This is a genomic window from Bacillus sp. AFS098217, from assembly GCF_002551815.1.
GTDB lineage: Bacteria > Bacillota > Bacilli > Bacillales > Bacillaceae_G > Bacillus_A.
The window spans coordinates 1-15,432 of record NZ_NVPR01000169.1 but is presented as its reverse complement, the minus strand read 5'-3'; the positions used below and the strand labels follow the sequence as shown (position 1 = coordinate 15,432).

Sequence of the window (15,432 nt, the reverse complement as noted above, 5' to 3'; positions counted from 1 at the left end):
TACAACAATTAAAAAACCGACATAAAACCCCTCTTTTTAAGTGGGAGAGAGCATCTGGCCATGCATAGAAGCGGTCAGGGCCTTTTTCTGCCACATGCGAAGTAAAAACAGAAAGAGCANNGAGCAAACGAGTGTAGGTTACTTTTTCCTCTGCATAGCAGGAGTTTAGATGTCGAAAAATTAAAATGGATTTATATTCATCTCCCACTGATTATTAGCTCTCACCAATTGAGATAAATTAATTAATTGTTTGCACTCTTTATTTTTTAGACTAGCAAACTAGTACTAGGAGAATATAATGAAAAAAATATTACTTATTATGTTATCAATGGGATTATGGGCATTTCCATATAAACCCGCCGCGGCTGAAGCTGCTTCACCAAATCAACAACTGATTGTTAACACAAGCACACATGAAATGGCATTTTACCAAGACGGGGCATTCATAAAAAGCTTTACTGTCGCTACTGGAAAGGCATCGACTCCAACACCAACGGGAACCTTTATCATTGTAAATAAAATTAAAAACCGCCCTTACTATGCTAAACATATTAAAGGGGGAGATCCACGTAATCCACTTGGTGACCGTTGGCTCGGTTTAAATATGGCAGGAACCTGGGGAACAACTTACGCAATTCATGGAACAAGTAATAACCAAGCGATTGGTAAACCAACAACACTTGGTTGTATTCGTATGTATAATGAAGATATACACTGGTTATTTGACCGCATTAATGAAAAAGCCACTGTCATTGTAAACAACTAAATTATGATATAACCTAAGAAAAAAAGATTTACATGTAGCCAAGAATTTATATCTTGGCTTCTTTTATTTCTTTATTTACAGTAGCGGAACACCTGTCTTTACATATATAATGAAAATACCGTTTAAAAGAGCTATCAACATTCATAAAAGCGGATATTTGAATTATACAGTTATAATATTTTATAAATTTCACTTTACATACTATAATAGAACTATTATGATTTGCGAGTTGAATCTTTTTTGTTCTAACGTACCATTCCCCTTGCTACTTTCATTACAATTTAATGGCAGGGGCTTCTTATATGTTCAGCAATATTAAGCATATCAAAAGCGATGAATTTGAATATTGCAGTAAAAAGCGTTATTTAGGAGGTGTTACTATGACGCATATACTAGTAATTGAAGACAATCCAGATATACAAGAACTAATACGGGAATTTTTGACCGCACAAAATTTTAAAGTTGATGTTGTAGGCGCTGGCACAGAGGGGATTCTTCTCTTTCAAAAGAATTCATATGATCTTGTCCTCCTTGACGTTATGTTACCAGATATAGATGGATATAGTATTTGTAAAATTATAAGAGGACAGTCCAATGTACCAATCATTATGTTAACAGGCTTACATAATGAAGAAAATGAAATTAAAGGTTTTGAACTAGGAATCGATGATTACATTACAAAACCTTTTCACTATGCGGTTTTCATCAAACGAGTTGAAGCTGTGTTAAGAAGAACAACTTCAACAGAGGTTGAAAATACGAATATACTACAATTCCATGAACTCATGTTAAATTCGACAGCGTATGCTGCCTATGTTCATGGTAATCAAATTGAACTAACAACAAAAGAATTTGAAATCATATATACGTTGCTACAAAATCGAGGAAACGTATTATCAAGAAGTGATTTGTTAAATAAAGTATGGGGCTACGAACATTATGGTGATGTGAGAGTAATAGATACACATATTAAAAATATAAGGAAAAAATTAGGTATTCCTTATATTAAAACGGTGAAAGGCATTGGCTACAAAATCGACTCGTAAAAAAGAGAACATCACCAAAAATATTTTTATTAAAACCATGTTATTTTGTATCCTTTTATTATTTTGCCTTTATCAAATTATGTATTTTCTATTATCAAATTATGATAAAAAACAGCAAGGTCATTCTATAAATGCTGAAGAAGTGCAAAAAACAGAAAATGAACCGTCCAGTTCAAAGAATGCAGAAAGTAAAAGTGAACAAAATAAAGCATTTTCGGGAAACTTATCCCAGCTTCCGCCTTCTAGTATAGATGTTCAAACTCTCTATACAACACTCAGTCATATTTTACAAAAAAATAACCAAGCGGCAAAAGCAAAAGAAAATGTGCATGCGCAGAGCCCTTCTGATAAACAAAACAAAAACGAATCACTTACACAACCAGAAAAGCAATCCGATAAAAATGTTGCCTCTGATGTAACAGATGCAAAAAACAAATCAAGTGATGATGCCAATCTCACAGATGCATTAAAACAGCTTGCTCCGCATATCGCAATTACAATGTTAACTATCTCACTGCTCGGTTCTTTAATTTATACAAAATTAATTGCCAAACCGTTTCAATATATGAGTGACGCGTTAAAAGAAATTATGAACCTTGATTTTTCAGATAAACCACAGGTAAAAACGAGTGCGAAAAAAGATAATTATGACTTACAGGCTATAACTTCGCAAGCACAACATATTGTAAAAAACTTACATGAAACAAACAAAGATTTAAGAAGTGAATTGAGAAAAGAACAAGAATTAGAAAAATCTCGCAAAGAATTTATGTCCATGTTATCTCATGAATTAAAAACACCAATCGCAGCCGTCATGGGGCAATTAGATGGAATGATTCATGGGATAGGCGCCTATAAAGATCGAGATAAATATTTAAAGCGCTCCTACGAAATGATGCAAGATATTAACATTTTAACGGAAAAAATGTCAGAATTATCCAAAATACAAAACCCTCAATTTACACCAACTTTAGAAATTATTCCTTTGTCAACTATTATTGAGGATGTTATGAAGAAAGTAGATTATTTCGTAAATGTGAAGCAGTTAAAGATTCAATCTAATATTAAGCAAGATGTACAAATTTTAGCTGATCATAAATTTATTCAAACAGCTATTTTTAACATTATTTCAAATGCAGTTCACTATACAATTGATCATCAACATGTATACATAAAGCTATATGAGAAACCAAATAGTTATGCATTAGAAGTGTTAAATACAGGCACACAAATTGACGAAGAAAAATTAGCTCATTTATTTGAACCTTTCTATCGTGCAAATCCTGGAAAACATGGTTTAGTACAAGGAAGTGGTCTAGGTTTATATATTGTAAAACAAATATTAGATAAGCATCAGTTTCCTTATGGGATTCAAAACACGCCCCAAGGCGTAAAATGTTCTATCATTTTCCCAAAAGCTCTATAAAGGAGATTTGACTCTTCTTACGCTTCAAAATACAATAGGAAATAGAATTTCATACCCAAACTCATATTCCTTGATGAGTGGCGGAATTTTGTAGAGATTTTACTCTGTTTCGTTCGCCCGTTGTCCTTAGTTGGACAGCGGGCGTTTTTTATTTGCAAAGGGGGATTTTTATGAAGAAATTTAAGTTTTCATTATTAGTTTTATTTGGAGCCTGTAGCTACGGCGTACTTTCTACTATTTTCAAACTTGGCTTTATGAATGGATTTTCTTCACACCAGCTATTAGGAGGGCAATATCTATTTGGATGGATCGGCTTGTTACTGCTCGTTCTTTTCTTTTCACGTCATACAGTGCCCAAAAAGCAAGCATTCTCCTTATTAGCTGTCGGAACAACAATGAGTATGACTGGTATTTTCTATGCCATTTCTGTGGAGGAATTACCTGCTTCCATTGCCGTTGTTCTACTTTTTCAATTCACATGGATTGGGGTAGTCATTGAAGCAATCGCAAATAAAACATTCCCAAGCCGCGAAAAAATCATATCTATTATTATTTTATTTACGGGAACATTATTTGCTGGCGGTGTCTTTGAAGGGCTTGGACAAAATTTTTCAACAAAAGGCATTATCTTTGGATTACTAGCTGCTGTTTCTTTTTCCTTTTATGTCTTTGCAAGCGGACGCGTTGCGACAAATGTACCGCCCTATATAAAAAGCTTTCTCATGACAACAAGTGCTACACTTATTGTCTGCTTATTCTTCCCACCAACATTCTTAACTGATGGTGCCTTGCAAGCTGGATTATGGAAATATGCTTTCTTTCTAGGGTTCTTCGGCGTTGTTGTGCCGGTCATTTGCTTCTCAATTGGTGTACCAAAAGTAGGAACAGGACTAGGAACAATCTTAGGTGCAGCTGAACTCCCAACAGCGATTATCGCTTCCATTACACTTGTTCATGAAGCTGTATCAATGATGCAGTGGTTTGGTATCGCTTGTATATTACTGGGAATTTTTGCGCCGCAACTTCTTACTGCAAGAAAAGAGAAAACACGTTCAATCAACCAAAGCATCTAAAAAAGAGCACATGATGTGCTCTTTTCACTTCTGTGTCCCATATAACTTTGCAACTTCTATTTCAGTTTGCCCTGTATAAAATTCGCAATAAGATACACACAATTATAGATTGTTTCTTCACATAAATCAGGGGCTTCTTCTCTTTGTTTCCACAGCTGCTTTTCATCAAAATATTTATTTACAAAACGCACTGCTTCAAAGATTGTTTCTAACGCTACTTTAAAATGAGCCTGCTCAATAGCAGCTCCTACACTGCTATATAACTCTTCTACCTTTTTCTCTAATCCTTTCTTTATCGTTCCTTTTGGCACGATACCATCATAATATTTCTCAATGAACTTCAATGTGCGATTCACAAAGTTCCCATATGCTCCTAACAATTCACTGACTATAAATAAATTCACGCCAAGAAAAGTCTGTATCACGATTCTCTGGTGCATTCACTGTTAAAAAATAACGAATGGAATCAGGACCATATCTTTCTAATATATCTGGTACCCATACTGGCCACTTTTTACTTGTTGATAATTTTCGTTTTTCAACTGTTGAATACTCATTGGAAACGATATGACGCGGGATTGCTTTTTCTCCAAAGAAAAAAGGAATTATAATCTTCCTTACGAATATTTATATGTTCAGAAAAGGGAGTGATTTCATTGGATCAACAACAATTAAGTACCGTAAATAAAAAAAGTTGGAGTGCAGCCGCCTATGAAGCCTGGACCAATCGGCACGGTACGCCAAAAGAATATGCAAAAAAACTCATGCAAGATCCTGCCCAGGAAGTAGCCTACTACTTACCTTACATACAGAATCTCCACGGAAAACGGATTATCAATTTACTCGGCTCAAAAGGAAATAAAGCTGTCGCATTCGCCCTACTAGGTGCTGACGTAACTGTTGTAGATATTTCTGAAAGCAACGCAAAGTATGCAAATGAACTAGCAGATGCTGCTGGGGTTTCTATTGAATACATCGTTTCAGATGTATTAGAAATTACTCCTTCTAAAACATTCGATATTGTTTTGTTAGAGCTAGGTGTACTCCATTATTTTTTAGATTTGAAGCCGCTCTTTACATGTATCTCACAATTATTATCTGACGGTGGTATTTTTATACTTCGTGATTATCATCCTGTTTATACAAAATTATTAGCAATAGATCATCCCTCGTTTCAAGCAAACGGTAATTATTTTTATGAAGAACTGATTGAAAGTGATGTTGCTTACAGCATGCTACTTGATGAAGCGCAGCAAGAATCATTACCAAAAACGAAAATTCGCCGCTGGACATTGGGAGAAATCATTACAGAAATCGCGCAGACAAATCTCCGTATTGAGAAACTTATTGAAGAACGCGGTTCCCATCAAAGATGGGTCTTCCCTTCTTCTGCACCAGAAGGAATAGAAGAACGCATTCCGGGGCTATACACATTAATCGCTACAACTTAAAAAAAAGCCTCATACGAGGAAAATAAAATGCACCTGCCATTATACAAACGGGTGCATTTGTTTATTTTTATGTTCGTTTGATACAATAAGAGACAATAAATTTCATTTGTGACGGATTAAAGATGTAAGATTGTAAAAATAAAACTTGAAAACATTGGGAATCTATAGTAATATCATAAACGTACTATTTGACCATTATATTCATTCAGTCATTTTTTGGAGGTGAAAACGTGGCAATTGATCGAAAACGAGCAATTATTGAAGCGGCAACAAAGTCTTTTTCTGCATTTGGTTATAAAGCAACAACAATGGACCAAGTTGCAAAGCTTGCCAACGTTGGAAAAGGGACAATTTATACGTTTTTCAAAAATAAGGAAGAGCTGTTTGGTGAAATCATTTCCAATCTAATTGCAGAAATGAAGCAAGTAGCAGAAATGGCAATTGATTCAAATGTACCATTTTTTGAAAACGTACACCGTGCTTTATATCGTATTTTAGAATTCCGTAAAGATCATCAACTCATGATTAAGCTCATTCAAGAAGAACGAGATATGGGAACAAAAGAAGTACAAGATGTGATGAGACAATTAGATTTGACAATTATTACGTTTATTAAATCGCGCCTTGAAGTTGCAATTGCAAAAGGTGAGATTGCAGAATGTGATCCAGAAATTACAGCATTTATTATGCTTCGTTTATATGTATCACTCATTTTTGATTGGGAAAAACATCATGAGCCGTTAGAAAAAGAGCATATCGCTGAACTTTTTGAATTATATTTATTAAAAGGATTGTCAAAATGAGATAATCCTCTTATTATTATAAAATATGACCAAATGAACATTATGGTCATCTGTCAGTGAAGGGTGAATTATAAGAAGACAGCAATACATACGAGAGGATAATATTAGTAGTTATTTTCTTCTTTTTTTCACCGATATGACCAAATGAACAAAACAGTCAACATTTTAAAAGGAGGGTCAAACAATGCGTGGATTGAAACTGCTTGGAAAAGAGTTTACTACGATTATTAGAAGCAAAAAAATATTAATTCCAATTATTGCAGTCTTATTTATTCCAGTATTGTACGCTGGTATGTTCTTATGGGCGTTTTGGGATCCATATGATCAATTAGAGGATTTACCAGTTGCAGTTGTAAACCTTGACAAAGGTGTAGTGTATAATGGAAAACCGATTGAAGCCGGTAAAGAACTTGTTGATAATTTGAAAGAAAATAAAAGCTTCAAATGGGAGTTTGTCAGCGAGAAAACAGCAAAAAAAGGGATGGACGATCGTAAATACTACATGACGATCCGCATTCCAAAAGACTTCTCTGAAAATACAACAACACTGTTGGATGCGAACCCTAAAAAATCAAAACTAGAGTACATTCCAAATGAAAGCTTAAACTTCTTATCTTCACAAATTGGCGGATCAGCTATTGAAAAAATCAAAAGTGAAGTATCAAATTCGGTAACGAAAACGTATGCTGAGACAATGTTTGATTCATTAAAAGATGTTTCTAAAGGTTTTGCTGATGCAAGTGAGGGAGCTGGTAAGCTTCATGATGGAACGAATCAATTAAAAGATGGCTCACAGCAAATCACAGATGGTTTAGGTGAATTATCTAAGAAAACGAATAATGGATTGAACCAATTAGCAACTGGTTCTAATCAAATTACGAATGGCTTAGGTGAGTTGAATAGTAAAGTAAGCGCAATGCCAGGTGGAGTGAATCAGTTATTAAACGGTTCACAACAAATCACAAATGGCTTAGGTGAATTAAATAGTAAAGTAAGTGCCATGCCGAGTGGAGTGAATCAGTTATTAGGTGGCTCACAACAAATCACAAATGGCTTAGGTGAATTAAATAGTAAAGTAAGTGGAATGCCGGGTGGAGTGAATCAGTTATTAGACGGCTCACAACAAATCACAAATGGCTTAGGTGAGTTAAATAGTAAAGTAAGCAACATGCCAGCTGGAGTGAATCAGTTATTAGATGGTTCACAACAAATTACAGGTGGTTTGAATGGACTAGTTAATCCTAAAGGAGAATTACAATCAAATTTAGGTCAGTTATTGAACGGTTCACAACAAATTACAAATGGATTAAATCAGTTCAATGATCCACAAGGTAAATATCAATCTGGATTAAAAGCAGCTCAAAAAGGTGCACAAGATATAAACTCAGGAGCTTCTAAACTTTCACAAGGGGTATCCGAATGGAAGAAACAAGCAGATAACCTAAATGATGTTGCGCAACAGACAGCAGGAGGAGCTCAACAAGTTTCAAAGAACTTAGCGGATTTAAATGAACAAATTAAAAATTTACCGGAAGAATATAGAAAGCAATTACAGCCTGTTGTCCAAGGAATTATGGAAGGCAGTCAACAAGTTTCCAAAGGTACAGCAGGAGTTGCACAAGGCATACAAGGGCTAGCTGGAGAAAAAGGTGCTGGACAAATTGAAGCCGGAGCAACGAAACTCGCAAATGGAACTGATACGTTAAATAAAGGAGTAAATCAGCTGTCAGAAGAATCAATAGCAGGTTTAAGTAAATTGGCAAATGGATCAGGGCAAGTAACAGAAGGAATAGGTCAGTTAGTAGATTCAAAAGGGAAATTTCAAAATGGCTTAAGTAAGTTAGCAAATGGATCAGGAAAAGTAACAGAAGGTTTAAATACCTTAGCAAGTCAATCTGGTCAACTAACAAGCGGAGTAAGTGCTTTACTTGATGGCTCTGGAAAAGTAACAAGCGGTTTAAATACTTTAGCAGATAATGCAGGTCCATTAGCAAGCGGAGTAAGTGCTTTACTTGATGGCTCTGGAAAAGTAACAGGTGGTTTAAATACCTTAGCAAGCAGCTCCGGTCAATTAACAAGCGGAGTAAGTGCTTTACTTGATGGCTCTGGAAAAGTAACAGGTGGTTTAAATACCTTAGCAAGCAGTTCCGGTCAATTAACAAACGGAGTAAATGCTTTATTTGATGGATCGCAAAAAATTTCAGGCGGACTAGGTCAATTCGTAGATCCAAAAGGAGATTTCCAAAGCGGTTTAGCTCGTTTACAAGACGGTTCAGGTCAAGTAACGAATGGACTAGGTGAAGCCAATGACGGTTCAAAAGAACTTGCAACAAAACTTGGCGAAGGCGCTGAGAAAACAAGTGAAACAAAAGGTGACGAGAAGAAATATGAAATGTTCGCTAATCCAGTGAAAGTGAACACTGAGAAAACGGCAGAAGTTCCAAACTACGGAACAGGCTTTACACCGTACTTCTTATCTCTTGGTTTATTCGTTGGAGCACTGTTATTATCTATCGTGTTCCCATTACGCGAAACAGTTGGTATACCGAAATCAGGATTTAGTTGGTTTATTAGTAAGTTTGGTGTACTTTTTGCAGTTGGTGTGATTCAAGCACTTGTTGCGGATGCAGTATTGCTGTTCTGGTTAGGTGTTGAAGTACAAAGTATTCCATACTTCGTATTGTTTAGTATTATTACAAGCTTATCATTTATTGCATTAGTTCAATTCTTAGTAACCACTTTCAGCGATGCAGGACGCTTTGTTGCGATCTTGACATTGATTTTACAGTTAACAACAAGTGCTGGTACATTCCCTCTTGAGTTAATTCCGAAACCACTGCAAGTCTTTAATGCATGGTTCCCGATGACATATTCTGTATCAGGATATAAAGCGGTTATTTCAAGCGGAGATTTCAGCTTTATGTGGCAAAATGCAGGCATTTTAATGATTTTCATTGTTCTGTTATCACTTGGAACAATTGGAACATTAACTTGGATGCATAAGCGGCAATACGGAAAACTTGCGGAAGCAGAGTAAATGAAAGAAGCTGTCCCAAAAGGTCGTTGAATAACGACCTTTTGGAGGCAGCTTTTTATTTTTACTTTTATATTTAAATATCTAGTTTTGGGTTATTATGATGATTTAGGCCTATCATTGCGGCTCTTTTGCTATTTGATTACTTATTGCAACCCATTTCGGTTAGCGGAATCATGCAAAAAAGGACCCCTTTGCGGATGGAATCCTTTTTCACATGCTTAACGCATATAAGTTGAGGTTGGAGATTACCATAATTCTGTAGAATAGGACACAAGGTATTTCAACATTTTTCTCTGACTTACGTAGTCAAAAGGGGTATGACCAACATAACGAAGAGTAACGTTTTTGCTTTTGTTGATATTGATAATCGTTATCAACTAATTAGGAGTATACATGATGTTTTCTAAAAATACAATCGTATTTCATATTTTTATCTAAAAATTTTTCTCGGCCAAATGTAGACATTTTCTGAACATTCATGCATATAAAATATTCTTCTGCCATTATCTGCTATACTTCTATTGAACAGATTAACAACTGTACAATAAGGAAATCTTTAATTTTGTTCTTTATATGCTAAAATCATAATAAACGGTTTTAAAGGTGGAGGATAATTATGAAATATGTTGGAATTCGAAAAAAGCTACTCTTCATGCTCTTAGGTATTTGTTCATTATTTAGTATTGCACTAATTATTATTCTTACATTTGCTACGAGCCAAGCACGTGAAGCAGACACCCTAGAACATGATGTTTCACGAAGAGCAGCTATTTTAAAAGACCGTGGTGATTGGTTTCAAGCACAAGTTGCTGGTTTACAAGAATACTTACTATCACATGACCAAAAAGGATTAGAGAAATTTAATAGCGAAGGAAAAAAATTAGCCGATACACGTAAAGAAGTAACGAGTGATAAAAGCATTCCAGAAGGGATGAGAGAAGCTATCTTAATGGGAGGAAAATGGCGTAGTGTAATAGATAATGAAGTGCTTCCACTTGCACGTGAAGGTAAATGGGAGGAAGCATCAAAAATTGCGATGGAGCAAACTGATGTTGTCAATGATCTTTTAAATCGATTTACAAAATATGCAAATGATGAAAGAGAAAAACAAAACCAATTAATTGAGAGCATTCATAACTCAACAAAATTCATTCAATATGTAATTGTTTTTTCACTTATTATATGTACAATCCTCGCCATTCTACTAGCATGGTGGTTCTCTGGTAAACTCGTTAAGCCAATCCACCAAATCGATTCTAAACTAAAAGAGTTAGCTTCTAAGGAGGGCGATTTAACTGCAAGATTAGATGTAAACAGTAAAGATGAACTTGGTGATATTGCACATTCCTTTAATCAAATGCTCGGTAATTTACAACATATTATTCAGCAAGTTCAACAAACATCTACAAATGTGAAAGAGGCATCTGTCAGTATGTTTACAACAACAACCGATTCTATGGATGCTGCATCACAAATTCAAGCTACAATGCAAACACTTGACCATAATATTCGCTCACAAGTGTCCAGTATCGAGGAAAGTTCAACAGCAATGGATGATATGTCCACAAGTGTGCAACGTATCGCAGAATCCGCTTCTTCTGTTGCACAACTAGCCGTGACAACTTCTGAAAAAGCTGATGATGGCGGAAAAGTGATTGAAAAATCAATTTCACAAATGAATGCAATACATGATGCAGTCAATGCTACATCCCAAGTGGTTGAACGCCTCATTACACATACAAAGCATATTGATACAGCTGTGCAATCTATTTCTAATATTGCGGAACAAACAAATTTATTAGCTTTAAATGCATCCATTGAAGCTGCCCGTGCTGGTGAGCAAGGAAAAGGATTTGCAGTTGTGGCAGATGAAGTTCGCAAGCTTGCCGAACAATCTAAAACAGCCGCAACAGATATTAATCATTTGCTTCGTCAAATCCAAGATGACACACAAGCAGCCAATAACATGATGACACAAGGACAGTCAGAAGCATCCCAAGGAATCACAGTTATTCGTACCGCTGGCTCTTCTTTTACAGCAATCGTTAACCACATTAATGAAGTTTCTACGCAAATGCAAGAAATGTCTGCGACTGCTGAAGAAATGGCTGCAAGTGCTGAAGAAATGAATGCATCCTTAAATAGCATCGCTTCTATTTCAAATGAGGTTGCAGCTGAAACAGCTCAAACATCACATTCAGCCGGCACACAAGCAAACGTTATGAAAGAAGTCGCAACAAAATCATCAGAAATGAAAGCTACCGCTCAAGACCTAGAAGCACTTGTTTCTCATTTTAAAACAATTTCATAATTCAAATCATCTTCAAAAGAGAGGCTCTTTAACAGCCTCTCTTTTTCTATTATCTTCCGCATATTAAAAAGACATAAATATGTGCTTACAAAGGACATATTATACCTTCCTCTATACGCAACTGTCTGCTATAATTCCTAGTGGAAGAAGAAAGCTTTATTCCAAAATAAAAAGGAGTAGGGCTTTCTTTTGGTTTTATATATAAGGTAATCTTAATAAGATAATTTTTAAAAGGAGGTTTTATCATATGAGTTTTATCAGTATTCGTAAAAAACTGATGTTCATGATGATAACAACTTGTGCTTTATTTGGCATTGCATTAGCTTTTATTTTATTTTTTGCTATTGATCAATCACATAAAGCCGAAACATTACAAAGCGATATCTCTCCTCTAGCAACAGAATTTGCAGAACGCGGGGACGCTTATCAAGTACAACTTTCTGCTCTAAGAGGTTATTTATTACAGCATGATCAAGCAGAACTAGATAAATTTCATGAAATGAGCAAACGTCTAGAAGATACGAAAGATAAACTTCTTTCTAACTCTCATATCTCTCAGCAAGTAAAAGATACAATGCAGTCAGGCTCCACTTGGAGGCAATTTATTGACGATAAAGTCGTTCCTCTTACAAAAGACCAAAAATGGGAAGAAGCGGTACAACTTGCTTCAACAGAAAATGGCACTGTCTATAAAGTAATTGGTGATTTCACAAACTATAGCAATGAACAGGTGAAAATACGTGACCAATCTATTCAACAAATTGATCAATTATCCGTAATAATTGAATCCATTGTTTTCTTATCCCTTGTGATCTGTAGTATTGCCGCTATTATTCTTGCATGGTGGTTCTCTGGTAAACTTGTTAAACCAATTCAACAGATTGATACAAAACTAAAAGAATTAGCTTCTCAAGGCGGCGATTTAACAGGCCGTTTACACGTAAACAGCAATGATGAAATTGGTGAAATCGCAACTTCCTTTAATAAAATGTTAGAAAACTTGCAACATATTATTAACCGTGTTCAAAAAACATCTATCGAAGTACAACATGCTTCTGAAAATATGTTAGAAAAAACAAGTACATCACGAGATGCAACAATACGCGTTCAAAATACAATGTCTCATTTAAAAACGAACATTCAATCACAAACTTCCAGCATGGAAGAAAGCTCAACAGCAATGGATGATATGGCTATTAGTGTTCAACGTATTGCTGAATCTGCTTCATCTGTCGCAGAGCTAGCTGTCGCTACTTCTGAACATGCGAATGACGGCAGTGCAGTCATTCAAAAATCTATTACACAAATGACAACAATCCATGAAGCAGTCAATGCTACATCACAAGTAGTCGAACGTCTAATCACTCATACAAAGGATATTGATATGGCAGTACAGTCAATATCTAATATTGCTGAACAAACAAACTTACTTGCTTTAAATGCTTCCATTGAAGCTGCTCGCGCTGGTGAACAAGGAAAAGGATTTGCGGTTGTAGCGGATGAAGTTCGCAAACTTGCAGAACAATCCAAAACTGCTGCAACAGATATTAACCGACTGCTACATCAAATTCAGAACGACACTGAAACAGCAAGCTCCATGATGTCTCAAGGACAAGCTGAATCATCTGAAGGAATTCATGTAATTCGTGAAGCTGGTACTTCCTTTACAACAATTGTAGGGCAAGTGAACCAAGTCTCCACGCAAATACAAGAAATCTCCGCGACTGCTGAAGAAATGGCTGCAAGTGCTGAAGAAATGAACGCTTCTCTCAATAATATTACTGCCATTGCTAATGAAGTATCGTCTGAAACAGCGCAGACTGCTCAATCAGCGGAGAAAAAAGTTATCGTCATGAATGAAATGGCTTCTACAGCCAAACAAATGAAACAAACAGTAGAAGAATTAGATACACTCGTATCTCGTTTTAAAACAGAGTAGTTCTCTTATACAAGCATTTCTTTGTAAAAAGAATGCTTGTATTTTTTATCATTTCAATTCACAAGCACGTGTAACTTCCCATATCACATTGAACTACCCCCACTTGAGCTTGAGGTGGGGGTTCTACTGTTTCTGCCCTCGCAAAAACACTTCCTCTCGTTCAACAAAAAGGATACAACGATTTAGAAATTCAGTAGTGTCCTTAGACAAGACGACCTCCTTCTGTCTTCCGAGGAAAACAGAAAAGGTATAGCCATTTTCTTCCTATATCGAGGAGAAAACCACCTTGTCATGCATCCAGTTCCTAGGACCTGTTATCTGCTCTGGTAACAAGCGTAAGAGACTGGGACAAGGGGGTCTTTTTTTATGATACAAACATGTTTGCTAGTTTTTTCTTTTCATCTTCAAGTAAGTCTAATCTCTCGATTTGTAATGCCTCTTTCGGCTGATTCACATCATATAACTGATAGAAATGATGGGCGCGAATATCCAGTCGATTGTTCAATTGATGCCAATGACTCCAGTGATGCGCTTCTTTCTTTAAAATATAAGGCTGAAGCACTTGAGGTACTTTTTCTTTATACCCTAACCCACGACGCCCAATCGTAAAAGCCGCAGATTGATGAATAGATATCCCGAGTTTTCGCATATATTTCATCTTTCCTGAGATAGAAGTGTAAGCTGGATTGACTTGAAAGACAGCCACGCCCTTTTTATCCGCGCGATTTAGGATCGCGCTTGTCATCTTCTCATAAGCGAACAGACTTTTCATTCGATTCGCTCGCTTATTTCCGTACCGATCACCTGTCTTGGATTGCATGGTATCTAACTTTTCTATGATAATCGGCTTATGATACCGCACTGCTAAGTCAACTAAGCGAATGACTTCCGCTTCAATTATCTTTGTGATTTGTCCAGTTGTTTTTCCAATAACGGAAAAACGGAAAGAACCACTCCCTTTGTAATTCCCATCCTCCGTTACATGCGCCCATGCAAAGTGGTCTAGGTTACAATCCACACCAATGACACCATCCGCTTTACTGTAATTCGTGTGAGGGTTTTCCGGTACATCGACTAAGCATTTTACAATGTAATACTCGCCATAGTCTTCAACAGACCACGCAATCGGTTTGCCGTGTTTTTTCTTATTCTTACACTGTAATTGTTTTGTGATTACTTCCTCAATGATTTCTTGCCCATACGGGAATGTGACAGCTGGAAACATAACTAGTTTCCCTGCACTTGTTGTCATCCATAATTCCTGTTTCTCAACAACGTACTGAAACACAAAATTTCCATGTTTGGCATCTTTACGACCNNTGAGACCGAAACAGTTTTTTGCTTCCAAACACCGCGCTCGGAATATGCGTTTGGTACGATTCAAGCTTCTGCTTTAAACGATATTGCCGATGAGTCAAACGGCCGATTTTTGCCTGGATCCTTTTGATTTGAACATCTAAGTACTGGTGTTCAAACAGATATTCATTCAGCCAAATCAATGTATCCTCTTTACGAGACAAGGAGATAATCTGGTTGTGCTTCGAAAAGCGGGAGTTTTTCGGGAACGTAATCTTTCCTTT

At 36.2% G+C, this 15,432-nt stretch carries 9 protein-coding genes and 2 pseudogenes; 9 read left to right on the top strand and 2 right to left on the bottom strand.

The genetic code is table 11. The features are described from left to right. Window positions 1–298: 298 nt before the first annotated feature. The 4 genes from COO03_RS26095 (at window position 299) to COO03_RS26080 (ending at window position 4,311) form a co-directional block, all read left to right on the top strand. Window positions 299–766, top strand: a complete 468-nt coding sequence (locus tag COO03_RS26095; protein WP_097899848.1) for a L,D-transpeptidase — start codon at window positions 299–301, stop codon at window positions 764–766. A 380-nt stretch (window positions 767–1,146) separates the two neighbouring features. After that, a complete protein-coding gene (locus COO03_RS26090) occupies window positions 1,147–1,812 on the top strand; it encodes a response regulator transcription factor (protein ID WP_097899847.1) in 666 nt (221 codons plus the stop codon). After that, complete coding sequence (locus COO03_RS26085) at window positions 1,790–3,238, top strand: sensor histidine kinase (protein WP_097899846.1); 1,449 nt, start codon at window positions 1,790–1,792, stop codon at window positions 3,236–3,238. Before COO03_RS26090 ends, COO03_RS26085 begins: the two co-directional genes overlap by 23 nt. A 170-nt stretch (window positions 3,239–3,408) precedes the next feature. Next, window positions 3,409–4,311, top strand: coding sequence for an EamA family transporter (locus tag COO03_RS26080; protein WP_097899845.1), 903 nt, complete (start codon window positions 3,409–3,411; stop codon window positions 4,309–4,311). A 77-nt stretch (window positions 4,312–4,388) separates the two neighbouring features. Here the strand turns inward: COO03_RS26080 and COO03_RS26075 are convergent. After that, window positions 4,389–4,902, bottom strand: a pseudogene (locus COO03_RS26075) (class I tRNA ligase family protein); the annotation flags it as partial. Between the two features lie 65 nt (window positions 4,903–4,967). Here COO03_RS26075 and COO03_RS26070 point away from each other — a divergent pair. The 5 genes from COO03_RS26070 to COO03_RS26050 all read left to right on the top strand — a co-directional run bounded on the left by COO03_RS26070 (window position 4,968) and on the right by COO03_RS26050 (window position 13,852). Then, entirely contained in the window at window positions 4,968–5,762 is a 795-nt protein-coding gene (locus COO03_RS26070; protein ID WP_097899844.1) for a class I SAM-dependent methyltransferase, read from the top strand. 230 nt (window positions 5,763–5,992) lie between these two features. Continuing rightward, window positions 5,993–6,565 (top strand): TetR/AcrR family transcriptional regulator, encoded by a 573-nt coding sequence (locus COO03_RS26065; RefSeq protein ID WP_097899843.1) that lies wholly within the window; start codon window positions 5,993–5,995, stop codon window positions 6,563–6,565. Between the two features lie 184 nt (window positions 6,566–6,749). Next, window positions 6,750–9,602: a YhgE/Pip domain-containing protein gene (locus tag COO03_RS26060; protein ID WP_097899842.1), complete on the top strand. Its 2,853-nt coding sequence runs from the start codon at window positions 6,750–6,752 to the stop codon at window positions 9,600–9,602. Between the two features lie 616 nt (window positions 9,603–10,218). Further along, window positions 10,219–11,913, top strand: a complete 1,695-nt coding sequence (locus COO03_RS26055; protein WP_097899841.1) for a methyl-accepting chemotaxis protein — start codon at window positions 10,219–10,221, stop codon at window positions 11,911–11,913. 247 nt (window positions 11,914–12,160) lie between these two features. Continuing rightward, window positions 12,161–13,852: a methyl-accepting chemotaxis protein gene (locus COO03_RS26050; protein ID WP_097899840.1), complete on the top strand. Its 1,692-nt coding sequence runs from the start codon at window positions 12,161–12,163 to the stop codon at window positions 13,850–13,852. A gap of 364 nt (window positions 13,853–14,216) precedes the next feature. Here the strand turns inward: COO03_RS26050 and COO03_RS26045 are convergent. Then, window positions 14,217–15,432: pseudogene (locus COO03_RS26045) on the bottom strand (IS200/IS605 family accessory protein TnpB-related protein); the annotation flags it as partial.